At 56.9% G+C, this 24,519-nt stretch carries 21 protein-coding genes; 10 read left to right on the forward strand and 11 right to left on the reverse strand.

Annotation, left to right across the window (positions count from 1 at the left end):
- Positions 1-293: 293 nt before the first annotated feature.
- Complete coding sequence (locus tag CEE69_RS30280) at positions 294-875, reverse strand: type 1 glutamine amidotransferase domain-containing protein (RefSeq protein ID WP_099264248.1); 582 nt, start codon at positions 873-875, stop codon at positions 294-296.
- 97 nt (positions 876-972) lie between these two features.
- Between CEE69_RS30280 and tatC the strand changes: the two genes are divergently transcribed.
- The 3 genes from tatC (at position 973) to CEE69_RS32655 (ending at position 3,682) form a co-directional block, all read left to right on the forward strand.
- Complete coding sequence (gene tatC, locus CEE69_RS30285; RefSeq protein ID WP_099264249.1) at positions 973-2,094, forward strand: twin-arginine translocase subunit TatC; 1,122 nt, start codon at positions 973-975, stop codon at positions 2,092-2,094.
- Positions 2,095-2,272: 178 nt separating this feature from the next.
- Positions 2,273-3,343 carry a serine/threonine-protein kinase gene (locus CEE69_RS30290; RefSeq protein WP_261341368.1) on the forward strand — a complete coding sequence of 357 codons (1,071 nt, stop codon included), beginning with the start codon at positions 2,273-2,275 and terminating at the stop codon, positions 3,341-3,343.
- Positions 3,344-3,682 (forward strand): hypothetical protein, encoded by a 339-nt coding sequence (locus CEE69_RS32655; protein WP_099264251.1) that lies wholly within the window; start codon positions 3,344-3,346, stop codon positions 3,680-3,682.
- 571 nt (positions 3,683-4,253) lie between these two features.
- Here the strand turns inward: CEE69_RS32655 and CEE69_RS30305 are convergent.
- The 4 genes from CEE69_RS30305 to CEE69_RS30325 form a co-directional block, all read right to left on the reverse strand.
- Complete coding sequence (locus tag CEE69_RS30305) at positions 4,254-4,664, reverse strand: hypothetical protein (RefSeq protein WP_233215799.1); 411 nt, start codon at positions 4,662-4,664, stop codon at positions 4,254-4,256.
- A gap of 83 nt (positions 4,665-4,747) precedes the next feature.
- Entirely contained in the window at positions 4,748-5,740 is a 993-nt protein-coding gene (locus CEE69_RS30310; RefSeq protein WP_099264253.1) for a DUF1559 family PulG-like putative transporter, read from the reverse strand.
- Between the two features lie 466 nt (positions 5,741-6,206).
- On the reverse strand, positions 6,207-7,697 hold the full coding sequence (locus CEE69_RS30320; protein ID WP_099264255.1) for a class I adenylate-forming enzyme family protein: 1,491 nt from the start codon (positions 7,695-7,697) through the stop codon (positions 6,207-6,209).
- Positions 7,684-8,493 carry a TrmH family RNA methyltransferase gene (locus CEE69_RS30325; protein ID WP_199169995.1) on the reverse strand — a complete coding sequence of 270 codons (810 nt, stop codon included), beginning with the start codon at positions 8,491-8,493 and terminating at the stop codon, positions 7,684-7,686. The genes CEE69_RS30320 and CEE69_RS30325 overlap by 14 nt, the downstream gene beginning before the upstream one ends.
- A gap of 178 nt (positions 8,494-8,671) precedes the next feature.
- Here CEE69_RS30325 and CEE69_RS30330 point away from each other — a divergent pair, with 178 nt between their 5' ends.
- Together CEE69_RS30330 and CEE69_RS30335 are read left to right on the forward strand one after the other, a co-directional pair.
- A complete protein-coding gene (locus tag CEE69_RS30330; protein ID WP_099264257.1) occupies positions 8,672-9,679 on the forward strand; it encodes a hypothetical protein in 1,008 nt (335 codons plus the stop codon).
- A gap of 105 nt (positions 9,680-9,784) precedes the next feature.
- Positions 9,785-11,860 carry a TolC family protein gene (locus CEE69_RS30335; protein WP_099264258.1) on the forward strand — a complete coding sequence of 692 codons (2,076 nt, stop codon included), beginning with the start codon at positions 9,785-9,787 and terminating at the stop codon, positions 11,858-11,860.
- A 19-nt stretch (positions 11,861-11,879) separates the two neighbouring features.
- Here CEE69_RS30335 and CEE69_RS30340 read toward each other — a convergent pair whose 3' ends face one another.
- Entirely contained in the window at positions 11,880-13,481 is a 1,602-nt protein-coding gene (locus tag CEE69_RS30340) for a DUF4332 domain-containing protein (RefSeq protein ID WP_099264259.1), read from the reverse strand.
- On the reverse strand, positions 13,481-13,786 hold the full coding sequence (locus tag CEE69_RS30345) for a hypothetical protein (RefSeq protein ID WP_233215800.1): 306 nt from the start codon (positions 13,784-13,786) through the stop codon (positions 13,481-13,483). Before CEE69_RS30345 ends, CEE69_RS30340 begins: the two co-directional genes overlap by 1 nt.
- Before the next feature lie 566 nt (positions 13,787-14,352).
- On the opposite strand from CEE69_RS30345, the gene CEE69_RS30355 reads away from it, so the two are divergent.
- Positions 14,353-15,699 (forward strand): homoserine dehydrogenase, encoded by a 1,347-nt coding sequence (locus CEE69_RS30355; protein WP_099264261.1) that lies wholly within the window; start codon positions 14,353-14,355, stop codon positions 15,697-15,699.
- 81 nt (positions 15,700-15,780) lie between these two features.
- Here CEE69_RS30355 and CEE69_RS30360 read toward each other — a convergent pair whose 3' ends face one another.
- The 4 genes from CEE69_RS30360 to CEE69_RS30380 form a co-directional block, all read right to left on the reverse strand.
- Positions 15,781-16,275: a hypothetical protein gene (locus CEE69_RS30360; protein ID WP_143549378.1), complete on the reverse strand. Its 495-nt coding sequence runs from the start codon at positions 16,273-16,275 to the stop codon at positions 15,781-15,783.
- 35 nt (positions 16,276-16,310) lie between these two features.
- On the reverse strand, positions 16,311-16,625 hold the full coding sequence (locus tag CEE69_RS30365; RefSeq protein WP_143549379.1) for a hypothetical protein: 315 nt from the start codon (positions 16,623-16,625) through the stop codon (positions 16,311-16,313).
- A gap of 870 nt (positions 16,626-17,495) precedes the next feature.
- Positions 17,496-18,641 carry a sialidase family protein gene (locus CEE69_RS30375; protein WP_099264265.1) on the reverse strand — a complete coding sequence of 382 codons (1,146 nt, stop codon included), beginning with the start codon at positions 18,639-18,641 and terminating at the stop codon, positions 17,496-17,498.
- Positions 18,642-19,074: 433 nt separating this feature from the next.
- A complete protein-coding gene (locus tag CEE69_RS30380) occupies positions 19,075-20,511 on the reverse strand; it encodes a cryptochrome/DNA photolyase family protein (RefSeq protein ID WP_099264280.1) in 1,437 nt (478 codons plus the stop codon).
- A 135-nt stretch (positions 20,512-20,646) separates the two neighbouring features.
- Between CEE69_RS30380 and CEE69_RS30385 the strand changes: the two genes are divergently transcribed.
- The 4 genes from CEE69_RS30385 to CEE69_RS30405 all read left to right on the forward strand — a co-directional run bounded on the left by CEE69_RS30385 (position 20,647) and on the right by CEE69_RS30405 (position 24,483).
- Positions 20,647-22,008 carry an A24 family peptidase gene (locus tag CEE69_RS30385; RefSeq protein ID WP_099264266.1) on the forward strand — a complete coding sequence of 454 codons (1,362 nt, stop codon included), beginning with the start codon at positions 20,647-20,649 and terminating at the stop codon, positions 22,006-22,008.
- 33 nt (positions 22,009-22,041) lie between these two features.
- On the forward strand, positions 22,042-22,677 hold the full coding sequence (locus CEE69_RS30390; RefSeq protein ID WP_099264267.1) for an RNA polymerase sigma factor: 636 nt from the start codon (positions 22,042-22,044) through the stop codon (positions 22,675-22,677).
- Positions 22,678-22,800: 123 nt separating this feature from the next.
- The gene (locus CEE69_RS30395) at positions 22,801-23,091 is read left to right on the forward strand and encodes a hypothetical protein (protein WP_099264281.1); all 291 of its coding nucleotides are present in this window, start codon (positions 22,801-22,803) and stop codon (positions 23,089-23,091) included.
- Positions 23,092-23,307: 216 nt separating this feature from the next.
- The gene (locus CEE69_RS30405) at positions 23,308-24,483 is read left to right on the forward strand and encodes a BON domain-containing protein (RefSeq protein WP_099264268.1); all 1,176 of its coding nucleotides are present in this window, start codon (positions 23,308-23,310) and stop codon (positions 24,481-24,483) included.
- Positions 24,484-24,519: the final 36 nt, after the last annotated feature.

Below are 24,519 nucleotides of genomic sequence, written 5' to 3' on the forward strand. Positions count from 1 at the left end.
ACCCACTGACTGGCGAGCCGTATGCGGGAGAACCGCACGTACGGTTCTGAGGGAGGGGAGTCCGGCTCAACCGGACTTCCCTACCCCTATCAGGTTGGCGTCTCGGCGGTGGCACCCGAGTAGAACAATTGTCCTCAATTGTTCCCTCTCGCTGCATCCGAACGCCAAGCAGCGCTCCATCGATTCACGTCCACAAATCCGTCCGCGTGAAGGATCTCAAAAACCTGTAGCACGTCGGTCCCCGCCGTGAGTTCATGCTCGTCTCGGCGGGGGACCACCGAGCTACAGGTTCTTTACGCGAGCAGGGCGATGAAGTGGCGGCAGAAATCGGGCAGATCGTCGGGGCGGCGGCTGCTGACATGGTGCCCGTCGACGATGACCGAGGCGTCTTCGAAGATCGCACCGGCGTTGACGAGGTCGTCCTTGATACCGGGCGATCCGGTCACACGAACGCCACGGTAGACTCCCGCTGAGATCGGGATCCAACCGCCGTGACAGATGGCGGCGATGGGTTTCTTGGCCGCATCAAAGTCCCGGACGAGTTGCAACACCTTGGGGTCTCGTCGCAATTTGTCGGGCATGAAACCGCCTGGGACCAGCAATCCGTCGTAGGAATCGGCTTCGCAATCCTCAATGGCCAAGTCGCTCACGCAGGGGTAGCCAAGTTTGCCGTTGTATTTTTCGCCAGCTTCTGGGCCTGCGACAAAAAATTCTGCTCCGGCTTCGATCAGACGGAGTTTTGGGTACCAGAGCTCCAAGTCCTCGTAAATTTCGCCCACAAACGACAGAACTCGTTTGCCAGTGAGCGTCTGCGGCGAAAAAGAATCAACGGAAACCGAGGTCGCGGGTTTGGAAGAGGAAGTTGGATCGGTCATGAATGGCACCGTGCGAGATTGGATTGGTCAGTTAGAATGGTTCCACACTGAATGACTCAACACAATGTACCCTCCCTCCCCTGGTGGATAGAAACCCGTGGAAGCACTGGCGCGACCCAAAGACGATTTGTTCGACAATTCGACGATGACGTTCGGGGAGCATCTCGAAGAACTCCGTGGCTCTCTGGTCAAAGCAATCATTTGGTTGTTGATTGGATTGGCGGTCGGTTTGATGTTCGCCAACCGAGTGGTTCGTTACATCCAGGAACCGTTGAAACAGGCAATCATCGAGTACAACGCCGACCGCGACTTGAAGGAGATGGGACTGCCGGACCGCAAGGAAAATCCGCAAGTCAGCCGGTTCTACGAATTTTTGACGGCAAACTCTCTGATTGCGGACGTGGTGTACACGCTGCCGACGGCCAGCATTCCTGAGCCGAAGAAGGCCACTGCAGCCGCACCTGAACAGGCTGCTGACTCAAGTGAAGAGTCCGAATCAGACGCTGGCGAGGAAGAAGAGGATTTGTTGGCCGTTCCCGCCAGAATCACGACGGCGGAATTGATGCAATCCATGGGGACGATCCCCAACCCAGATGAATTGGTGCCCACGATCCAGCTTCGTCGCAGCGAACGCGGACTGAGTTCGTTGAAGATCGAAGAGCCGTTCATGATTTGGGTGAAAGCCGGCTTGATCGTCGGAGCGGTGCTCGCCTCACCGATGATCTTCTATCACCTTTGGTCGTTTGTCGCGGCTGGTTTGCACAACCACGAACGTCGATACGTGTACGTGTACCTGCCATTCAGCGTCGTGCTGTTTGTTTCGGGCGTCGTGCTCGCTTTCGGTTTGGTACTGCACTACGTCTTGACGTTCTTGTTGCAGTTCAATGGTTCGATGGACGTCGCGGTGGAGCCTCGGCTGACGTACTACGTCAATTTTGTATTGATGTTGCCGTTGGGATTTGGCGTCGCATTCCAATTGCCATTGGTGATGTTGTTTTTGCAACGCATCGATTTGGTTCAAACGGAAGACTACATCAGTAGTTGGCGAGTCGCGGTGCTGGTGATCTTTGTCATCTCGATGATCGTCACACCAGCCGACGTGACCAGCATGGTGGCTCTCGCGGTGCCACTGCTATTCCTGTACTTCCTTGGCATCGTCATGTGCGCGTACATGCCACGGGGCAGGGGACTGGGCAGCGAAGCTTACGACCCCGCCTGATTGGATCGTTATTCTCGGTCGTGGAACATCAACACTTCTCCGCGACCGAGGTCTTTCAAGTTGACTGCCATAGTGGAACCGACGACCCATCCTTCGTTGCTGATAGCAACGCGCGATGGGGCCGCGGAAGCTTGGGGACGGTTTGTCCATTTGTATGGACCTTTGATCTATCGATTGGCTGCAACGGTTTGAGCGTGAGATGCAGGCTGTTGCCTCCCTTCAACACCCCAATATTGTGGCGGCGACCGATGCGGGGGACGCCTGTGGTCGGCACTACTTGGTGATGGAGTACCTCGACGGCCTGGATCTGGCTGCCGTCGTTCGTCGATTGGGGCCGCTCAGCACCGGCATGGCCACCACCATTATGCGAGAGGTCTGTCAGGCTCTGGCGGCGCTACACGCGGCGGGTTTGGTTCATCGCGATGTCAAGCCTTCCAACGTGATGTTGACTCGAGATGGTCAAGTTAAATTGCTCGATCTGGGGTTGGTGTTTGATGGTCAAGCAGCGGCGAATTTGCGAGTCACGACCGTGGGGCATGTTTTGGGGACTTTGGTGTTCGCCGCACCAGAGCAATTGTCCAACCAGTCCACCGTGGATCAAAGGGCGGATTTGTATGGTGTCGGCGCAACTCTGTTCCAATTGCTCTGTGGTGAATCGGCTCATCAATCCAATCAAGGTGTTGCACCACTGGTGATCGAAAAGACCACCCAGCCCGCTCGGTCGCTGAGCAGCGTGGTGCCGAGTGTTCCAGAGGACCTGAATCAAGTTGTCGCGGATCTGTTGCAGCGACAAGCCGCTGATCGCCCCAGCTCTGCGGCCGAAGTGGCGGATTCACTCGTTCGATTTGCCGACGACCCAGAACTCAGCGACCGAAGGGGGCTGAAACGCCTGATCGCTCAAGCGTTACGAAACGATGATCCTGAACCGCCCGCTTGGTCCACAGCAGCAGTGCCTGCACCCGATCCGTCGCGGTCACCCCCACGTCGATTCAATCGAACTTGGATGTTGGGACTTGGCGGCTGCTTTTTGTGTTTGTTGGCGGCGATCGTGGTGACCATCCAGACTGACCGGGGCACGTTGGTGATCGAAAGCCCACAAGATGATCTGCAGATCGAAATTGTGCGAGGCGATCAAGCGGTGGAAGAACTCGAAGTGGAAACGGGAGGCAACGCGATCACACTTCGCAGTGGCACCTACAACGTGCAACTGAAAGCGAACTCTGACGGGATCACGCTGAGCGACGACTAAGTGACGGTTCGAAGAGGGGAAGAAACGGTCGTCCAAGTTCATCAAAGCACGTCACCGGTCAATGAGCCGACTGCAGAGGCAGCCTCGACGGCGGGCAGAGGCAAACTATTTCAGGGGCTCCCTTTGTCACACTGGGTGAGACAAATGGAGGTGGAACGCGACGTCGATACGTTGGTCGTTGCGATGAACGCAATCGTCGGTTTGGTTGACTCAGAAGATGTGGATGCGGCGCATGCCATTCTGCGTGCGTCCCGTCGGCTGGGTGGATGGATCGTTGGACCCGTTGAGTTGGACGCGGCTTCTTCGGATGGTTCGCGTGCCGGAAGACGCGAAGGATGAACGCTGGAAGCCGACGCAAGGCTCTGGTGAATTCTGGGGCACCGCTACACCGGAGTTGCACTCAGCGGTTTAACAAGCAATCGAAATTGCCGAGCAGCGCGTGCAGGACAATTTTGCAGATCGGACGCTGGAGGACCTGCGGTCGATCCAGTTGCCTGACAGTGCGGATTCATTGTATGAAGCCGAGTCCCCTGACGCCCGTTATATTGCGTTCGTCGGGGCGGTCCTCGATTCGGACGGCCGACGACAAGGGTTGTTTTGTTATGACCGGATCTTCAGCGACCTACAGCTCTTGATACCCGAAGCACTCAAGACTCGTCCAGCTTGGTCACCTGATTCAAAGCAGTTGTCGATCAGCCGAAGTTGCTTTTGCAGGACGTTCAGAAATTTGAATGGTCCGACGATGGAAGCGGTGTGGCCGCCATTGGGAGCGATGGATTGTTGGTCGTCAAGAAAGTCGTCACTGACGGATGATTGGTCGCCGCGGCGTTCCCTTGGCGGTCAGTTCTCGGGTTTCGAACGACATGGTATTTGTGCAGGTTCGAAGGGCTTGTTCGAAACCGAATGTCTGTTAAGAGTCGAGCAAGTCGAAGTCCAGAGTGTCTCCGCCTGACGGCACATCCACGGTCAGCTCGGTGCGAGAATTGTATTTTTGAGGAATGTACATCTCGCCCTTCGGAGTTAACTCATCTGGATTGGACGTGTCAAACTTACCCTCGATCAGTCTGGAGGCACGGACTTCGACGGTCATCGGTCCGGTGGCAGTCTCCATCGCGTACTCACCAGCTTCAATGGCGGCACTGAAGCTGCGCCGCCCACCAGACACAGAACGGAATTGTATTCGACCGTTCTCAATTAGCTTGCCATCGAATGTCACAGTGCCGGTGACGGGTTGCAAGTCGAGATCGCTCCCTCCCGAGCATCCAGCGAAGGTCAGTGACAGTGCAGTGAGTCCAATCGAACAAGCAAAATTCTTATTCATCGACGATAGATTCCAATGAATCATGGTATGGATGGATGTTGGTGAGCAAGCAAGAGATGTAAGTGTCCGGTGGTGAGCGAGTTCTAGAACTCACCAAGGATGTGACCATCGGCGCGATTGCCTAAGTCTCGCCAGATTTGACGTTCGATTGAATCGGTGACGAACCGAACTGATCCATCACACATCGCGGTCAAGACACCGCCGGTGTGATTGCTGCGAGCGAAGTTCCAACGACCTGTGAGACCATCGGCATTTCCGTTCTCGCAAGGTGATTTCGGGAAATTTGTGCTTTTGCAGGAATACACACGATCGGGAACGGATGTGTTTGGGGGCTCTGCTGAAGAGAAGCCGAAGGATCCGTGAGGAGAACCACCCCAATAGCCTCCCATGCCTCCCCAGCTTCCGCCGCTCGCGCCGCGAATGATCGTCTCGCTGGCGAGTAGTGTGTTAGACGTTCCATCGAGACAATCTCTGAACTTATAGGTCCTCGTCTCACCGAACATCCCTCCCGGATCCGTTTTTACGATGTTGATTTCATCCGGAGTGATCCCTCCTAGGAGATCTTGAGGCAAAGTGCCTCCACCAGCGGAAACACCGTAACTACCTTGGAAACCATTGTCAGATCCACCGCCACCGCGAGCAGGGCCGGAAGGTTCAGAAGGGCACATGAATGAAGGGACCGCAATTCCAGCGAGCTCCGCGGGCATGCGATGAATCCATTCGGCTTCGTAAACACTGTAGATCGTGGCGGCATTCCGATAGTTTTCGGCATAGGCCTGTTGTTCGATGAACGGAAGAATGTTTTGGTACCAGGAATCTCGTTTGTGGGTCACTGATAGCCCGGTGTTGAGATGGCCGTAGGGAAAACTCCGAAAGGCATCGTGGTAGTTGTGCATCGAGAGTCCGAGTTGCTTCATGTTGTTCGAGCAACTCATCCGGCGTGCCGCTTCGCGAGCGGATTGGACAGCTGGAAGCAGCAATCCAACCAACACGCCGATGATTGCGATAACCACCAGCAATTCAACAAGCGTGAATGCATTCCGTAATTTGCGAGGGTTGCTGCGGTAGTCAGGCATGAGAATCCTTCGATTGGCTTTGAAGAATGAATGGAAGATTTCAGAGAAACAGATTCCTGTTTTCAGCGAGCGCATATTCTTCTCGGTGTTTCGACACGGAGTGAATCTTGGCTGCCGATTCCTAATGCCTCTCAACTTGCAATTCAAAAGCCAATTGGGTCGCTAGCTTCGCACCTGTTCGTTGTTGAAATGGTTAACGGGATTTGGATCCCCGTTGTTGTGGATCGAATGCAGTTGGGTGACTCGCTGGGATGAGCTTTTTCTGAGCATTTATTAATGCATTTTGAGCGTCTTCGGTTTCCTTGAGGTTGTCATCCGTTGCGGGGGGGCTCAGAAGTGCCCAGGAAGTTAGCAATGCTTGCACGTTGTCTGTGCATGCCAGTGCGACTGGCTCATTGGCGACAGTTCACTCGAACTCGACGTGCACCGCAGAAGCATGCTGACCTCCCGGATCGAACCAACGAACTCAAGGATTGGAAGGAGGCGAGCGATCAAAGGATGGGGAGTGAGTAGGAAGTCGCCGACGACAAATGATGTGTCGGCGAGGGGTTCCTTTGGCGGTGAGTTCACCGGTTTCGATGGACAATGGTTCGGATAACTCGAGTTGCTTCACCGTGGTTCTGGGGGGAAGCGTTTCTGCCAGACATGATTCGATTGCATCGTGGCTGGGCTGGGCATTGGTGGTTGCTTGTGACGGGGTGAGTGAGAGCAGTAGCCACAGCTGGCGTTGGTGATGGAGCAGGACCGCTTGTTCGATTCCCTCAAGCTGTATCAGTTGGCGTTCCATGGTGGCGGGAAAGACTTTGAAGCCGTTGTCCAGCACGATCACGTCGTCGGCGCGACCCAGGATTTGAAATTGGCCATCGTCATGGATCTCAACCAGGTCTCCGGTGTCGAGCCAGTCGTCCGGCGAGATCTTCTGCTGCGTTGCGACTTCATCATCGAGGTAGCCGAGCATCACGCCGGGGCCTCGAACGAAGAGTCTTCCTTCGTCCACTTTGAATTCCCAGCCCGAAACCAAGGGGCCGACTCGATTCGGGAACGCGTTGTCAGGGGACGCACTGCAGATCACCGGCGACGTCTCGGTGCAGCCGTAGCCTTGGATGACGCCGATGTTGTTTCGCTGGCATCGCTCGAAGTGCACCGAGGACATCGCGACGCCGCCACAGCCGAGCAAACGCAACGATCGCAGGTTGGTCTGGCCAGATTCGATTCGGTTCAGGATCTCATCGATCAACACGGGCACGGCGTTGATCAAGGTTGGCGAGAGAGATTTCGGCAGCGAACGCAACGTGGAACGGCCTCGGCCGAGACTGCATCGGCAACCGGACAGCAACCATGTTCCCATGTCGCTGGTTCGAGCATATGCGTGAGCGATCGACAGCAACGACAATCGCAGGTCCGACTTCACTTGCGGGACGGCCAGCAGTTTCGCTTTCGCGTTGCTGGTGAGGTTGTGCTGGGAAAGCATCACACCGCGAGGTTCAGAGGTGGTCCCGCTCGTCCAAAGAACCAACGACGGTGAGTGTAAGTCAATCTCGCGTGAGGATCCTTCCAAGTTTGTGACTGCATCAGCCAAATCGGTTGATTGAATCGAATCAGCTTGAGCGTCATGGTCCCAGTGCAACGCTTGCGAACGCCGAATCAGGGTTTCTTGTTGAGTTGCGGGCAAAAATGCATCGATTGGAATTTCAGTGACTCCCGCCGCAATGCAGGCAAGCGCCAACACCACATCGTTGGGATGATTGGTGCATCGATAGGTCAAACGTTTGAATACGTCTTCCGTCGGAAATTTCGAACGCAGCACGTCCGCGGTTTCGTCGACGCGGCACGCCAACTCACCCCATGTCCAAATGGCATCGCCCGTTTGGGCATCAACCAACGCAATGTCGTTTGGGCGATGCGTTGCATGAGACAACAACGCGGACAGCAGGTTTGGCAGCTCAGCGCTCGACATGGTCGGTTCCGCACGATCGAGTCAACTCGTAGAGGAAGATGGCGGACGCGACACCGACGTTGAGACTGTCGGTGTTGTTTCGCATTGGCAGAGTGCTGCGGTGGGTGGCGGCTTCTGCGATTTCGGGTGGCACACCGTTGGCTTCATTGCCGACGATCAAAATTCGGCGTTCAGATGTGATTGAATCTGATAAATCGATCAGCGGGATAGCTGAGTCATCCAATAGGGTGGCGATGGAAGCGAATCCTGCGGACGCCAGGTCACGCAGTTGTTCGGCAGGTTTGTCGAAGTGATAGAAGCGATGACGAAACACCGACGCCATGCTGACTCGGATCACTCGTCGTGTCATCGGCGAAATCGTTTGCGGTCCCAGCAATATGTCGCGGACGCCCAATGCCGCGGCGGAACGAAGCAGACTGCCAACGTTTTCGGGATCGCTCAGTCCCACCAATGCCAAGGCGAGTGATGGTTGGGCTGTATCGCGGAAGGCCTCCATCGGGTGGATGGTGGGGCAGACACCGTGCGCCAGCACACCTCGGTGGAAGTCATAGCCTGCCAGTTCTTTGCCGAGCTCTCGATCGATCAAATACACGGGCACTTCCTCGGGAATCAGCGGCAGGTGCTTCGATTCGCGACCGGTATGGATCAGCACGGATTGAACGCCGAGGTCACTTTGCAACAACCGTCCGACCACCACGCTGCCTTCTGCGATGAAACCATCGTCAGTTTCACGGTGCCGCAGGTTTCGGTAGGGCGAGAGCCGGGGGTCGTCGAGGTCCCTAATTGTCTCTGGCAATCGTTCGGGTCCGTTTGTGCGGGTTGTGCTGAATGTGTGCCGATCCGGCGTAACAAACGCGCAAGGTGGATCAACTGATTTGGAGTGATTGTTTGTCACGACCCGAAGGATGCACGGGAAGGTCGTTGTTTGAACGAGCTTTCATTTTTTGCATGACCCGTCAAGGAAGACGATCGCAATGCTGGAATCTACATGGGATTGGTGGTTCGGTGATGGCCCCGTCCGTCGTCGGAACACGTCGAGAATGTTCGCAGAGTTCTCGGTCAATCGATTTTACGAAATGATGCGTTGGGTCCGGGGGATTCGGCCGAGTCGGCGTACGTTCGCATGGGCTTTGTCAGGATGTTTGGTTTCGACCGCATCCATTGGCGTCGCCGACGAACCAATGGCATTGACCACGCCGGATGCACACGTGGCGTCGCTCCCCAGTGGCTTCTTCGCCGCCGCAGGATTCGCGATGATCGACGATGACGATGTTGCCGATGCAGCGGTCGAGTCATCCAGCGATGCTGAGCCCGCGAACGCCGATGAGGCTCGTCGTCAGCGTTTGCGAGATTTGCTTCGCAACGACACGGAAAGTGATCGAGCAGAAGCCAACAACGGAAAAGACCGAATGTCGTTGCGGGATGAAATCATCGCCGACGCGAAAGAAGAGGAAAAGGACGGGGACGGCATGTTCGCGCAACCGTTCATCAGTGAACGCTTGCCCGATGTGACCGATGGCCGGATCATCTTGCCATCGCTTCGTGCGGTGTCGCTGGACACTTCAACGATTGGCAATGGTCGCTTGCCCGATGACTTCGATTCACAAGAGGACGCGGTTGCGATTCCGCTTCCCGAAGAGCCATTCGCTCGCGGAATGGTGGCGGCCGGAACGGTCCTGCCTTGGACGGCACCGAACACTTATTCGCATCCGTTGTACTTCGAAGACCGAATGTTGGAACGACACGGTCACGAACGTTGGGGATGCATGCAACCGATCGCCGCCGGCGCACGGTTCTTCACAACGATTCCGATGTTGCCGTACTTGGCAACCATCCAGGAACCATGTGACATCGTCTACAGCAAGGGCTACTTCCGAGCCGGCTCTTCAGCTCCTTGCGTGATGCAGCGACCGCCGCTTGAACGGCGTGCTGTTGTCGTGGAAGCCGCCGCGATTGCGGGCGGAATCATTGCTCTGCCTTAGTGCGGAGTGATTTGGCGAACGAAACTATCCGCCTCTGCGACTGGACACCGACAAGGATGTTGGTGTGAGCAGAGGGAACCATCCTGATATGGAATCGAGATTGCCATGGATCGGCAAACGTCTCTCAAGTCGCGCAAACTGGTTCGTCGTCGTCGCTTGGCCTCTTGGCTTGGCGTCGCGATGGCGGCATCCACTCTGACCAGCGGATGCCACTGGGCGCAGAAAATCCCGGACGGTCCGCACGACACCAAAACGTCGTACCACGACCACTCGGCGATGCGGATTGAGTATCCGGAGGTCACCGAATGTGCGAGTCCGGTCGTGTCGGCCGCCGTCTCCGCGGCTCAACCTAACACGCTGGAAGACCCGGCCAATCTGCCCAGCGTGGAGTTGACGCTCGAACAAGCGGTCCAGCAAGCGTTGCGATCCAGCCCCGTGCTGCGAACGATAGGTGGGGCCGTGGTGAGTGCTCCGACGTCCGCGACGACGGTCTTCACTCCGGGACTTGCTCACGCGGATCCGCTGGGCGGTGTCGAAGCGGCGTTGTCCGACTTTGACGCTCAGTACAGCCAATCGTTGTTCTGGAACAAAGTCGATCAACCTCAGAACGTCGCAGCCGTTGGTTTGGGGGCGCAGTTCACGCCAACGACAACGCAAGCAACCCAGGCGACGTTCACCAACGAATTGTCGAAACGCACCGCAACCGGTGCCCAATTCGCGTTGCGCAGCAATGTCGGATACGACCGCAACAACCGTCCGTTCCGCCAATTCCAAAGCGATTTTATCGGGTTTCTCGAAGCCGAGTATCGTCAGCCTTTGATGCGTGGTGCCGGAACGACTTACAACCGGATCGCCGGATCGGCTGGGGCCAGCGGAGCCGTTGGCCAATACAACGGCGTTCTGATCGCTCGAGTCAACGAAGACGTTGCCTTGGCTGATTTTGAAGCCGCCGTGATCCAGTTGGTCTCCGATGTTGAGCAAGCCTATTGGGACCTGACAACCTCGTATCGTTTGTTGGAAGCGACCGCGAAGGGCCGAGAGTCGGCGTTGCAGACTTTCCAGTATCAACAGGTGCGATTGGAAGTCGGCACGGGTCGGCGTGACGAAGAAGCCCAAGCTCGTTCGCAGTACTACCAATTCGAAGCTCAAGTCAAATCCGCATTGGCCGGTGAAACCGGTTTGTACGCTCGCGAACAAGCCTTGCGTTACTTGATCGGTTTGCCGGCGACCGACGGAGCCTTGCTGCGTCCGACCACGGATCCGCTCAACGCGAAAGTTGTGTTCGATTGGCAAAGTGCGTTGGGACAGGCTCTCGACCGCCGCGTCGAAGTGCGTCGTCAAAAATTCACGGTCAAACGTCGTGAAATGGAACTGTTGGCTTCGCGTCTGAACCGTCGTCCACAAATGGACTTTGTCGGCCAATACCGCTGGCGAGGTTTGGGTGACAACTTGATCGGACCTGGGGATCAAGGTCTCAACGACAACTTGGTCGATTCGATCACGGGCGGAAACTATCAAGAATGGACCGCCGGCATCGAATTCTTGGCACCGATTGGATTGCGTGCGGCGAGTTCCGCTGTGGCCCACGCCAAGCTGAATCTGCAACGTGAACGTGCGGTCCTGGCGGAAACCGAACTGCGAATCAGTCATGACCTGTCCGATTCCGCTCGAGCCATCGACCTGACGTTCGAATTGGTCGAAACCAACTACAACCGTTACCTCGCTGATTTGCGTCAAGTTGAAGTGTTGCGTCGACGTTATCGCGATGGGACCGACAACATCAACTTCCTGTTGCAAGCTCAACGGCAAGTGGTCACCAGCGAATCGGAGTTCTATCAGTCGATCAGCAACTACAACCTCGCGATTCGTGACTTCCATCGTGAGAAGGGTTCGTTGTTGGCGTACAACCAAGTCAACTTGACCGAGGGAGCCTGGTGCCCAGGAGCCGAACGCGACGCGTATGAACTGGGGCGGTTCCTCGAACCTCGCCGTCATCCTGAGAAGGTCTCCGCACCGCGTCCCGTGACGTCGGGACGGTTTGATCCAACGGCGGTTCAGTCGACAATGGGGGCCACGACTTACAACGTAGTGCAACCCGCGCCGGCTACATCGGAAATCGCTGAGCCGGTGCCGATGTCGCAAGACGGCATGATTGAAGTCGAAGTCACGCCGGGCAACTGAGTTTGCTTGATTCTGGAAATCAGGCCGCGCGTCGCTGAGGCGATTGCGTTGGCTGGTTGGTTGGCGGAAGGTTGGAATCAATCTCACGGTGCGAACCAGGAATATCCGATTCGTCGCGGTGCATCGCGTTGTCGCGTTTGAGTTTGATCATCGCGTGAGCCGCGTCGCCAATGATGATCTCCAGCCGGTCCATGGTCGGAGGCGTCGCACCACGCAGGTAGCGGCGGCCGGAATAGGTTGCAGCGTAGGTCTCAACTGCCGCCTGCAATGTTGCCACGTCCGTTTTCCCGAGAGCATCGGTGGTCGTGTAGCCCGCTCCAACCAACAGTTGGACTTCGCGGGCCAGCATCGACGGCAATTGGCACATCAGCATCGTTTGACAACGCCATGCGTGAATGGTGTCGGCCGTGATCCAGCGTGTGTCCAAACGACGAGTCATCGTTTGCTCATCCGCTTTCAGGAAATCACCCACCGTGTGGATGCCGATGCCGGCGAACCGGGCGGCGGTCTTTTTGCCGATCGAAGGTGCATCGACCAGCGGGTCGGCCACGTGCAAGCGGGCATTGTCTTCGGTGCTGACGAACGGAAGCACGTTCGCTTCGTCGGAATGAGATTCGCGATCGGCTTTTTCGGCGACCAACAGAGCTTCGCGTGCGGCGGCCAATTTGGCTTTGGCTTGCCGGTACTCTTTTTCGCGGTGGTAGATCACTCGAACCCGTTGCAGAACGCGAACTTCGCTGGGCAAGTTCTGCTCCACATCGCCGGTTCGTCGGAACTCATCCACCAGCAGGTGCACTTTGGCACGTTCGGTTTGGTGAGTGATTCGCTTGAGCCACAAACGATCGGGGACTCGGATCGTCGAGAGCACCATCGGCAGAGTCAGGCCGGCGGTCGGAATGGGGTGGCCGTTTCGTTGTTCAGCGTCCGCGGCGGCACGTTCGATGATTCTCGCCAATCCGGTCACCGAAAGGCCGATCAATTGCGAAACGATGCGGCGAGAGACTTCGTTGAGGCCGCGTTTGGAATCAACTTCCGATGCCACCAAGTCGAAGTTGTCCAGCAGCGTCTGGTAGTGATGGTGGGCCAAGCGAGCGGATTGCAGGATCGCTTCGCCGAGCCAACCGGGTTGGTCAGACAACTGAAAGACGATTCGAGTTGGATCTTGCTTCCATTCAGAGAGCAGGTCCATGTAATTCTGCGTGATGCACCATTCGATCGGCCGATGCAGGACCTTTTCCATCGGCGTTTGAGCCGTGTGGAGTGGCTGAATCGGATCGGTCACGTAGTGGCTGAGCACACCGGCCGCGTGGGCCGCGTCGCCGAAACGCGATTGATGCAGGTATCGCTGCAGTCGGTCGTACCACTGGTGTGCAACGCGTGGGGCGCCGCCCCAATAGCCATCGTCGACGTGAACGACGTGATTCTGAAAATCGCGAAAGCGCACGTCGGGATCTTTGGCACCCGTGAGATAGCGGGTGTGATGCCGTAACAATTGCGAAGCCAAACGCTTTCCGGATTCGGTTTGCACCAATTCCGTCGCGTCCAAAGCGAAGTGATGATGCGTGCTGCGACAGTGGGCAGCACGCAGGATTTGTCGCAGCGTTTGGCCTTGGTCGCTCATCAGGCAGCGTGAACCTTGTTGAGAGACTTGCTCAATGGATCCACGCCGTAGGCTTCCGCTTGGCGAGCCAACCGGGCGCGGAAGGCGACGCCGATTTTCGAGGGAAGCGAGTCGTAGTGCAGCACGCGTTGCACAAACGTCTGGCGTCCCAGCGGACGAAATTCGCAGTGCCCTTTGGGAGGTGGCGTGCTGCCGTATTGAGATTGCAGACGAAACGCGTGGTCTCGTTCAGCAATGGCGTGGTAGAGGTCGTACAGGCGATCGATCGACAACGTGGATGTGTCGGTCAGGGGGCCGATTGCCATCGGAGCATCCTTGCAGCGGCGGAAGCGATTGGTCGGGAATATTCGAACGTGAAAGGTTCGAATCAGGCTCAAGTTTCTCAAAGCCGCCGGATCGGTCACAAGATCGAAAGTGGATAAATCTGGATTGTGGCGACCCGAATTGCCATAACCGGCAAGGTCAACCAAGACCGATCGATGAAGTCGACTTTCTAGCGGAATTCGCATTCGCCAGAGGCTCGGTTTTGCCGAACATTACGACTAGCCGGCGTGGTCAACCAAGTGGAGGACCCGACGCTATGGCCGAAACGGACAGACGGGAGCACGTGTCGTGGTGTGGGATTGCGGCACCGAGACCCGGCTGATTGTTTCTTGCGATTGAAAATGAGAACGGCGGGGCAGCGTTTGGGCACGTTGCACCGCCGTTTTCTTTTGATTGCCGTCATTTTGCCTCATGCGTGGGCTGGACCCATTTCGGCGGCCAAATCGGCCCGCATGACCGGAATCTCCCATCCGGGCCAAAGACTTCATCGCGGATTCTCGATGACCCCCGTGTTCAATGGTTGTGGGCTCTGATTACCATCCCCCACATGAACGCAACACCCAACCAGCAAAAATCATCGGATCGGACCAACGTCGCCATCATCGGAATGGGAACCGTCGGGGCCGGCGTGGCTCGTCTGTTAATCGATCACGGCGATCGAACCGCTCGCCACGCGGGCAAAACCATTTGGTTGTCCAAAGCCGTCGTCCGTGATCTCAGCAAACCTCGTGGGATCGATTTGCCCGAAGGCGTGCTGACCGATTCGATCGATGATGTCCTGAATGACCCTGAGATCGACGTCGTCATCCAATTGATGGGCGGATTGTCACCGGCTCGCGAAGTCATGCTGCGGGCCATGGAAGCCGGCAAAGACATCGTCACCGCCAACAAAGCGTTGTTGGCCGAACACGGCGCCGAATTGTTCACCCGAGCCCGCGAACTCGGACGCAGCATCGCGTTTGAAGCCGCCGTGGCGGGTGGCATCCCAATCATCGCGAATATCAGCCAGTGTTTGTCGGCCAACCAAATTGAATCGCTGGAAGGAATTCTCAACGGAACCAGCAACTTCATCGTTTCGCAAATGGACGAAAAGGGAGCCGGCTACGACGAGACCGTCAAACGGGCTCAAGAGTTGGGCTACGCCGAAGCCGATCCCGCGATGGATGTCGATGGAACCGACGCGGCTCAGAAATTGGCGATCCTGTCGCACTTGGCCTTCGGAGCCACCGTGGACTGGCGGGATATCCCTCGCAGCGGAATCGATGGGCTGGACCCAGCTGATCTGATTTACGCTCGCGAGTTGGGCTACCGAATCAAGTTGTTGGCGACGGCTCAATTGGTTGATGGCGAACTGGAATTGTCCGTCGCCCCGACGTTAGTCGCGATCGGCACTCCGATGGCCGAAGTCCGCGACGCGTTCAATGCGATTCGTGTGGTTGGCGATGCGGTTGGGCCGGTTTTCTATCACGGGTTGGGTGCCGGGCAGATGCCGACCGCCTCCGCCGTGGTCGCCGATGTCATCGACACCGCTGTCGGACGCACACCCATCACGTTCGAAACGCTCGAGTACTTTTCCGCCGAGCGGCCACCTCGCACGGCCCAGCGTGATGCCGATCGGCTGCGAGGTCGTTACTACTTGCGATTGCGAGTCGCAAACGATCCGGGGACGTTGGCTGCGATCGCTGGCGTGTTGTCCAACCAATCGATTTCCATCGCTTCGGTCATCCAACACGAACCCAAGTCGAAGGATGAAGCCAATGCATCGGACAACACCGTGCCGTTGGTGATCATGACTCACGAAGCCAGCGAAGGCGCCGCCTCGCGAGCCACCACCGACATCGAGGCCCTGCCCGCCATCAGCGGCAAAGTGGTCCGAATGCCCGTCCGCGACTGATTCGGTTGGCATTGACCGGGAGCCTGTCGAGAGCATTCGTCACGACCGATTTGAAAGGTCGTCGATGGTGCGCCTTCGAGATCACTCTTGATTCGCCGCCGGACGCAGCGTGGGAATCTTGACGACGTACTGGGTGACGACTGAGTTGTCTTGCACGTACGTGGCATGCGTGTAGGACGGGATCTGCCTGAGCAAGTCGATTGCGATGGCGACCAATTCGGCCGTTTCTTCCATGTCCGGCGCGTTGCTTGGCTCTGCATCCAAGTCGGGTGGCTCTTGGTTGCGATTGATTTGTCGCACCATCGGCATGGCGTACTCCAGCCAAGTTTGCGCCGCGTCGGCGCATTGCAGGAAATCAATGTGCCCGGCGGCGATCAATGGTCGGCTGAGGTCGTTCAGAGGCGGTGGAAACGAAGGCGAGTTCGCTTGGGCACAGTCGACGGCTTGTTCTCGGAAGAGCGAATAGACCGCCCAGTCTGATGTGAGTGCCAGCCCAGGCGAGAACTTTGGGTCGGCACCGAGCAGTTCAACACCAGGCACCTGCAGGTAGACGCCATCGGGAATTGCTGATTCCATCGCGGGGGGCAATCCTTGTCCGGGCGGCAGGCCCATCAACGGACCAAACGCCGCAAACAGAGGATTGATTGTGTCGAAATAGCGACGCCACGCGCGGCGATGTCGTTCGGCGTCAGTGAGCTCATAAACAAGTGCAGGGGCGGGATCGGCAAAGCATCCGCGGACGGCGGTGCCATGGGATGCCATTGTCGGCTTCGCTGATCGAAGTCGAGCAGAAAGGCTGTTTCCTTGCCCACCGATGGCAGCAGGTCATCCTTTGTTGCCAAGAACAATTCCGTGAGTCCCGCGGCCATCGCTGGGTCCATTTGGCCGGACGGCGATGCGTCTGGGGATTCGGCAGTGAGAGCCATGGCCTGCTTGGTTCGTTCTTGGATCCGGTTCAACCATTTGTCCAGTGTCCCATCGTTATCCCAGTCCGCTGATGCACTGAATAACGCCGGGTTTTCTCCGATGTGCTGCAAGGATTTCAGAGGCTGAGCTTGGACGCGGATTGGATCGGCGTGGTGATGGTATTGATAGCCAGCAATCCCACTTCAGGCGGTTGTTCGTCAACGCGTAGTAAAACGACGCGTCCTCTGAAGCGAACTGCAGGGATGGAGGCAATCCCGTTTGGACGGACGAAGCAGGAGATTGCGCGTGCGCAGCAGTGTCAGCGACGCCTATGAACAATGCGGCGACGGCGAGCAAGACGATGCGATCGTACTTCAGGTGAAGCATGTCGAATTACCTGGGAGGGGCATGGAGTACTTCGGCGGAAGAGCAGGATAGTAACTCAAAACCTTTGTCGCTGCAGATCACGACAGCGAAACATCGCGAGCGACCAAGTAGCCGACGGAGGCCCTCCGTCGGCAAGCAATCCCTCCGAAACGCCACAGACATCTGCTCGCTCATTGCACATGCTCGCTGGGGGAACCAATCGCTTGCTGCGATTGGTTGTGTTCATGCCGACTGAGAGCCTCAGTCGGCTACGGGGTTGCTGGGAGGATGAGCTCAATGATCGGTCTGGAATCTGCCTCGAATCCTCGGTAGTTAAACGCCACGAATGGTGGGCGGTACCGAGCGGACAAGTAGCCGACGGAGGCTCTCCGTCGGCAAGCAACCCCTCAGAAACGCCACAGACATCTATTCGCCCATTGCCACGTGCTTGCTGGGAGACCAACCGCTTGCTGTGATTGGTTGTGTTCATGCCGACTGAGGGCCTCCGTCGGCTACGGTGGTGCTCATAGCTTGCTCGGGTCAACGACCGCGTGTTTGACGCCTTCCCGGTTGTACGTGTAGACCATGTTGAGCATCCCGTCAGAGGTTTGGATGATGGCCGGGTAGCTGTACTCACCGAAGTGCCGGCGGCGATCCGCGTCCTTCGGGTGAGGTCCGGTTTCATTCTCCAAGGTCAGAACTGGTTTCCAAGTTTTGCCATCGGACGAAATCGCCAGATTCAGAATCCGGCGTGGCTTCAGGTCGGGAGCGTCTTTCCGTCTCACCATGCCTTCGGAGTGATTGTAAATCAAGACTTGCCGTCCGTCATTGAGAGTCACCGCATCGGTGCCGGAATTGGGATTGGGCAAGTCGGTCGCAGTCAGCGTGCTCCAGGTTTTTCCGCCGTCCTTGGACCAGCTCTCGACAATGCGTTTCTCTTGGCTGCGGCAAAGAATTTGCAGACGGTTATCGGGGTAGGTCAAGATGCTTGGCTGAATCGCATGGAAGGTTTCGCCGGTCTGGATCGGCCCGATGACCTCCCAAGTCTTGCCGAGATCTTTGGAGACTTCGAAGTGAACTCGCCAGTGGGAGGATCCATCCGCGTACTCGATTTCGGTGCTTGAGGGGCACAGAATCGTTCCGTCGGCGAGCTGAATCGGTTTGTTTTTGACTGGCCCAAGGAGGTGTCCGATCGTGTGGGCTTCGCCCAGTTTCGTCGGCCAAGACCAAGTTTTCCCACCGTCTTCGGATGTCGTCAGCATGCCCCACCAATCCCGTGGATTGGGGCCAACTTTGTAGAACAACATCAACGGGCCTTCGGTGGGCTGAAACAGCACCGGGTTCCAAGTGGGATAGCGGAGCGTCGATGACTGGACACCATTGACGACCTCGACTGACTCGGTCCACTGGCCGTTTTCATTGCGAGAGACGCGGATGCCGACATCGGGGTCACGCTCCCGAGTGCCCGCGAACCAAGCCGCGACGAGACCGGTTGGTGTCTCGACGATGGTGGACGCATGACTCTCTTTGGTGGGTTTGTTGTCCAGGTCGAAGATCTGTTGTGACGAAACCAACGCACCATCACCCGCGACGGCGACAGCAGGAAGTTCTTCTGCCTGGATGGAAATGGTCAGGGTGAGAGCCAAGAAGACCGCAAGTGATACTTTCATGATGCTTCGGGAGTTTCAGGTGGATGCGCGACACGATGGAGAATTCAATGAGGTTGCCCCGGAAGAGCGAGCCTAATCTAACCGAAACGCGGAGCCCAATTTGGGGTATCCGGCTTTCCAGGTAGCCGACGGAGGCCCTTCGTCGGCAAACAAGCCTCAGCCATGCCACCGGCATCCGTCTGTTTATAGCCACGTTTTGCTGGGCCCATCGCTTGCAGCGATGGTTGTGTTGATGCCGACTGAGGGCCTCCGTCGGCTACGAGGTGGCTGACAACGGTCACCGCTCCGCGGTTGTTGGCTCCCTCCCAATACGCACAACCAGTCGCGGAGCGACGGCAGCCGAAAGCCTTGGGGTTTCAACCCAAGGTCAACCTTCGTACGGTCCAGCCAACTTGAGCAAGAGAAATAATGTTGAGCGTCAAAGAACCCAACGTCATTCAGTTTTCGAAGCGAACCGCTGGAGGTACTTGCTGAGCTTAAGTTTCTTTCGGGTGCTGTCGCTGGTCATGTAACGGACGCTGCCGAAGACGGGACGCTTGGGGCCCCAGGCTCGGTCGGTGCGGCCGAGCACCCAAAGGATGCCGCAGTACGAGTTGGGATCGCGACCATCCAGGCCGTACTTGTTGTTCAGGTGGATCATGAACTCGAGGGCTTCCTCGGGCGTTCTTGTCCAATGCAAAATCTTCTTGCCCCACAACATTCGCATGTAGTTGTGCATCTCGCCGGTTGCAACCAATTCACGCTGCGCCGCGTTCCATAGCTCGTCGTGAGTCTCGGCATTCTCAAACTCCTCCAGCGTGTAGAGATGCGGCCGCTCGTCATCACGCGTTTCGGCCAACGTCTTCTTCGCCCAGTCCGGCAATGATTCGAGCGAGTCGTAGGTGTCTGGATTTTGGAAACTCCAATTGAAGCCGATCTCTCGCCATGTCAGCAGTTGATCGAGCAAGGCTTCCGCGTTTTCGCTGACGTTCCAATAGCCGTTGTTCTTGCCGTTGGGTTTGGATGTCTGGTCCGCGGACCAACCCTCGTGTTCCAGCAATGAAGAAACCATCTCGTGCGCCGAAATGTGACCGAAATGAAGGTGAGGGCTCAATCCCGTCGTGGCGTGTTTATCGGGATGGTTGCGGTCGTCGTTGTACTGCGACAGTTTGGAGTCCAGGAATTCTTCCCAGCGGCGTGAGGCTTCCACTGTTCCACCGGGGGTCTCATTGGCCGGACGAACCGAGTGATCAATCGGGATATTCGACAGCCCATCTTCGCTGAGCAGCTTTTCGAAATCAGCGGCGGGCCATTTGGAAAGGATTTTGGCCGGTAGCAATTCCTTTCGGCGTTTCGCCAACGAATCACCATCGGGGCAGGGCAGGGCAGGGCGGTTGCCGCTTCGATCCAGCGGGTTTGCGAGAGGCAAGTGTTCGAGAGCAGGCAGGATGTTCTTCTGCATGAACCGCCGGTAACTGTGCGCGACCGTGTAAGTCTTCTCCGCCGCTCGCAACGGAAGCACTCCATTGGAGTCGATCAATTCCAAGCGGGCCGGCAGCTTGTCTTTAACCGCGTCGATCATGTGCGGCAGAAAGAAACACGGGTACTCGTCGGTGACAACGGTGCAAGCTTGTTTGGCTAGCCGATGAAGCAGCGGCGAGCCGGTTCCCGGTTTTGGTTCCACGTAGGGGTAGTAGACGACCGGCAGAGATGCGGCCGCGGCCGCGTTGTCTCGCATCCCTTCGATGATGAATCGATGAATTCGGTCGCTGGCCCATTGGTAACGAACTCGCAGGGGGTCGAAGATCAGCAGCGGTTTCTCGAATTCGAGTGCCCGGTCGATCGCATGCTGCAACGCGAAATTCCAGTGCAGTCGCCGTTGGGCGATCATCCAATAGACGACGTAGTCGCCCTCGTGGCGGGGCGGGTGGTCGTTGGCGAATTGATGCCGCTGGGGAGGGAGCGTGGAAGTCATGAGCAGCATCCATTGGGATGGGAGTCGTCAGTTCGGGGCTTGGCTAGTAGAGTGTGCGGACACGCCAAGGGCCATGCAATTTTGTCGCGACGACGCTCACCATATCGAATTCTCGCTGTTTGCTTGCTGATCGGGTATCTGCTCGCATCGATGGTTTACGTGTGGGCGTTTGCAATCATGGTGACTCGGGTGCACCCACATTTTCGCGCCGTCGATCTGCTGGCCCCGCGAGCCAACGACGTGGTCATTTTTACTTTTTTCTTGGTGGTAGGGGCCAGTGTCGGCAGCTTCCTGAATGTCGTCGTTTGGCGATTGCCTCAGCGTTTGAATGTGAACGGCCATTCGTTCTGCCCACGTTGTCGAAACCAGCTTCGGGCTCGCGATAATGTTCCGATCTTTGGTTGGCTGTGGTTGAGCGGGCGCTGCCGAGATTGCCGGCTTCCGATCTCATCGCGATACCCGATCGTCGAAACGCTTGTCGGGATCACGTTTGCTCTGGTCGGGGCGACCGAACTGACTCGTTGGAGTCTGCCCTATTTGGGCGATAGCGTGCGGACGAATTGGTTGTCGACCCCGTACGTTGACGTGGATTTGTTGACGTTAATTTTCTATCACTTGGTCGCTTTGGCGACCGGGTGGGCCGCAGGGTTGATCCGATTCGACGGAAACACTTTGCCACCGAGGCTCACATTATTCGCAGCGGTGACGCTGATCGGCGGCATGTTTGCCCTGCCTCAAGCGATGGTTGTTCCGTGGCAATTGGTCGGTGATTCGAATCCGTCGGAGGGTGGGTTCTGGCCGCCGTCTGGATGGCCGACTCACGGTGGTGATTGGTCCGTGACGTTGGTTCAGATTGGAATGCGTTTGTTGACCTCGCTGGTGGCGGCAGGCTTTTTTGCTCGAGTTCTGGCGAAGAGCTTTTGTCCCATGGCGGACATGAAGATGGATCCCCTCGGTTCGTCGACTCGGCGATTGATCGATTTGATGATTTTGATCGCTGTCCCGGCGATCGTGGTTGGCTGGCAAGCCGTGATGGGGGTGATTCTGATCGCGGCGATCTTCGCGAAAATTCTTGAGATGTGCGCATTCGCTCAATCGCGAGATTCACTGGGCCGTTTCGCTGTGAGCTTGCCGGTGGCGATGAGCGTGCAATTGTTGCTGTGGCGGGGACTCGTTGCGTCTCATCTCTGGCCCAGTGAACAGGCGTCGCAAGTTGGATTGATTGTTTCGTTTTTCGGAGTTTTAACGATTCCGTTGTGGTTAGACGAAAACGGGGAATCGCGTGCTCCGATGGGCGATGAAGATGAAAACGGCGGAATCTCGGATCATTTCGATGAGGACGTTCGAGAGGCTCAAGCATCTGGGAATGACTCAAATGCTTTGCAACAAGGCGACTCGTTTGAGTTAAACTGATTGGCCATCGAACGATCATCAAGTTGAGGGGAAGTGGACGCAGCCAGCTCGAACCGAAACGAACGCACCACGGCGAATCGTGCGCCGACTGAAGAAGGGGCGTTGATCGAAGCGGCGCTGTCGGGTGACGCGTCCGCCTTTGAAGGCTTGGTGATCCGTCATCAAGACCGGCTGCATCACGCCATGATCCATGTCACCGGTTCGGTCCACGATGCCGAGGAAGTGACCCAGGAGGCCTTCATTCGGGCGTTCGTGAAGCTCGACACGTTTCAGCAAAACAGCCAATTCTTCACATGGCTGTATCGAGTCGCATTCAATATCGCTTTGTCGCGAAAACGGCGTCAAAAGGTTCGACTGTCGTTGGACCAGCAACGCGAGGAAATTGGCGAGGAAGTCGTCTGCGATGGTGAGGCGGTCGATGCGAATATGATTCGCCAGGATGACGTTTCGCTGGTGCAGCTCGCGTTGCAGCAACTCAGTGATGAGCACCGCAGCATTCTCGTCTTGCGGGAGATGGACGAATCTTCTTATGAGGAAATGGCTGAGATTTTGGAACTGTCCATCGGAACCGTTCGCAGTCGTTTGAATCGGGCTCGCAAGCAATTGCGATTGGCGATTGAACAGCTGCGAGAGCCCGAGTCAGAATCCTCGGGTGAACCGAGCGCTTGATTTGGTCGACCGGGCGTCGTTGCTCCGGTTTCGATGTTTCAAAGCGGTTTGAAGCTTCTGGCTTGTCCCAAGTTCAGTCATCGCTCCCTTTCTCGTTTCTTCATTCGGTCTTGGGAAACAACCATGGTCGATCCCACGCCCCGATATGACGTTGGCAATCACTTTGATGTCGTGCACGACGTGCGCGGTGATGCGAGTGCATCCGATTCGCGATCGGATTCAGGTCCCGATGGAACACCTGGAAATCCGCGTCCATTCATTGGTATTCAGTTTCGGTGCTGTCAAACCTACGGCCGCATTTACCGAAACGACCAACGGACCGCCTATCGCGGACGCTGCCCCAAGTGTGGTGCTCGGATGGAGATTCCGATCGGCAGCGGCGGGACCAACAAGCGGTTTTTCTCTGCCGGCTGATTTCGGATTCGACTTGTTGCACGGCGGTTCTTCCGGGGCCGTTCGGCGACGCCCGTGTCGATTTATCCACAAAATCGGAAAAAACCTGCCGTTCAGGCCTCGTTACAACCGAAACAGTCCATAGCACCGATCGGACCGGCTGTCGGCCGTTCCTTTTTGCCACGAGCACGGCGGTCGGTGATGACACCTCACAAAGGACTGTAGGGAGGCATTTCCATGCGACGCACATATTTTGGACTGGCGATGGCCGCGATCGCCACGCTGGGGCCTGCTCAGGCCTTTGGCGGTGATCGAGAGATTGCACAAGAAGTCATGCAGCGGCTCAAAGTCAGCCGTGATGCAGGTCAGCTGAAGAACTTCAACCTCGACATGAAAGTCAACGACGGCGTGGTATTGTTCCGCGGCACAGTCGATGGCTCGGAGCAGCAAGACTTGGTCTTGGCCGCTTTGAAAGACGTCGACGGCGTTGTCAATGTTGTCAACGAACTCGAAGTTCTCGAAGCCAAGCTTTACAAACCCAAAGCCGCTGCCATCGCAGCAGTTGAGCCCGCCGAAGCATTTGACTTCAAGGGTGCTTTGGAAACCGAAGCTCAAGAAGTGGTTCCAGGTACGGTTGCACCTGTCGCCGGCGAAGAAGCCGCTGACTCGCAAACCCGCACCGTTGCTGCTTGGGAAAACGCTAGCGGAGAAGCCAACAACGACGATACGATCACTCGTTCGGTCGCCGCCGCATTGGGCAAAGCCAAATCGGTCGGTCACTTGAAAGACTTCGGTGTCGATGTCAACGCTTATGACGGCATCGTTGAAATCACCGGCGAAGCCGCATCGGCATCGCAACGTGAGTTGATCGCTGAAATCGCTCGTCACGCTCCTGGAGCACGCGGCGTTCGCGATCTGATGACCGTGAAGGCTGGATCGAACCCAGGTTTGGTTGCAACACCTGCTTCGCACCGCACCGGTGGACTGCAGCCATTGCCACCCGCCAATCGCGGTCAGGTCCAAGCTCGTCCCGTCTCTTACGGACAAGCTGGCGGACAAATGATCAACGGCGAAATGGTTGTTCCCGGCAGCATGGTGACTCACGGAGGTGGCATGCAAGCTGCACCCGCACCAATGGCTCAGGCACCTGTCATGGGACAACCCGTTCCAATGGCTCCCGCCGCACCCGTCGGAGCACCTCGCTACGATTCGCCAAACCTGCCGAACTACGCATGGCCTGGCTACGCAGCGTATCCAAACTACGCCGCACTGTCGTACCCACAACAGTACAGCCCATCGGCTTTCCCATACATCGGACCTTTCTACCCCTACCCACAAGTTCCTTTGGGATGGCGTAAAGTGTCGCTCGAATGGGACGACGGCTGGTGGTTCTTGGACTTCACTGACAAGTAAAACAGTCAAGTCGTCCAGCCAAGTGATCCAATGGAT

It is taken from the genome of Rhodopirellula bahusiensis (assembly GCF_002727185.1).
Lineage (GTDB): Bacteria > Planctomycetota > Planctomycetia > Pirellulales > Pirellulaceae > Rhodopirellula > Rhodopirellula bahusiensis.

What these genes read in the sequence shown, in the direction of transcription:
- CEE69_RS30280 (WP_099264248.1), bottom strand. Translation starts at nt 875, where the DNA reads ATGACCGATCCAACTTCCTCTTCCAAACCCGCGACCTCGGTTTCCGTT.
- CEE69_RS30305 (WP_233215799.1), bottom strand. Translation starts at nt 4,664, where the DNA reads ATGAATAAGAATTTTGCTTGTTCGATTGGACTCACTGCACTGTCACTG.
- CEE69_RS30310 (WP_099264253.1), bottom strand. Translation starts at nt 5,740, where the DNA reads ATGCCTGACTACCGCAGCAACCCTCGCAAATTACGGAATGCATTCACG.
- CEE69_RS30320 (WP_099264255.1), bottom strand. Translation starts at nt 7,697, where the DNA reads ATGTCGAGCGCTGAGCTGCCAAACCTGCTGTCCGCGTTGTTGTCTCAT.
- CEE69_RS30330 (WP_099264257.1), top strand. Translation starts at nt 8,672, where the DNA reads ATGCTGGAATCTACATGGGATTGGTGGTTCGGTGATGGCCCCGTCCGT.
- CEE69_RS30335 (WP_099264258.1), top strand. Translation starts at nt 9,785, where the DNA reads ATGGATCGGCAAACGTCTCTCAAGTCGCGCAAACTGGTTCGTCGTCGT.
- CEE69_RS30340 (WP_099264259.1), bottom strand. Translation starts at nt 13,481, where the DNA reads ATGAGCGACCAAGGCCAAACGCTGCGACAAATCCTGCGTGCTGCCCAC.
- CEE69_RS30345 (WP_233215800.1), bottom strand. Translation starts at nt 13,786, where the DNA reads ATGGCAATCGGCCCCCTGACCGACACATCCACGTTGTCGATCGATCGC.
- CEE69_RS30355 (WP_099264261.1), top strand. Translation starts at nt 14,353, where the DNA reads ATGAACGCAACACCCAACCAGCAAAAATCATCGGATCGGACCAACGTC.
- CEE69_RS30360 (WP_143549378.1), bottom strand. Translation starts at nt 16,275, where the DNA reads ATGGAATCAGCAATTCCCGATGGCGTCTACCTGCAGGTGCCTGGTGTT.
- CEE69_RS30365 (WP_143549379.1), bottom strand. Translation starts at nt 16,625, where the DNA reads ATGGCTCTCACTGCCGAATCCCCAGACGCATCGCCGTCCGGCCAAATG.
- CEE69_RS30375 (WP_099264265.1), bottom strand. Translation starts at nt 18,641, where the DNA reads ATGAAAGTATCACTTGCGGTCTTCTTGGCTCTCACCCTGACCATTTCC.
- CEE69_RS30380 (WP_099264280.1), bottom strand. Translation starts at nt 20,511, where the DNA reads ATGATCGCCCAACGGCGACTGCACTGGAATTTCGCGTTGCAGCATGCG.
- CEE69_RS30395 (WP_099264281.1), top strand. Translation starts at nt 22,801, where the DNA reads ATGGTCGATCCCACGCCCCGATATGACGTTGGCAATCACTTTGATGTC.
- CEE69_RS30405 (WP_099264268.1), top strand. Translation starts at nt 23,308, where the DNA reads ATGCGACGCACATATTTTGGACTGGCGATGGCCGCGATCGCCACGCTG.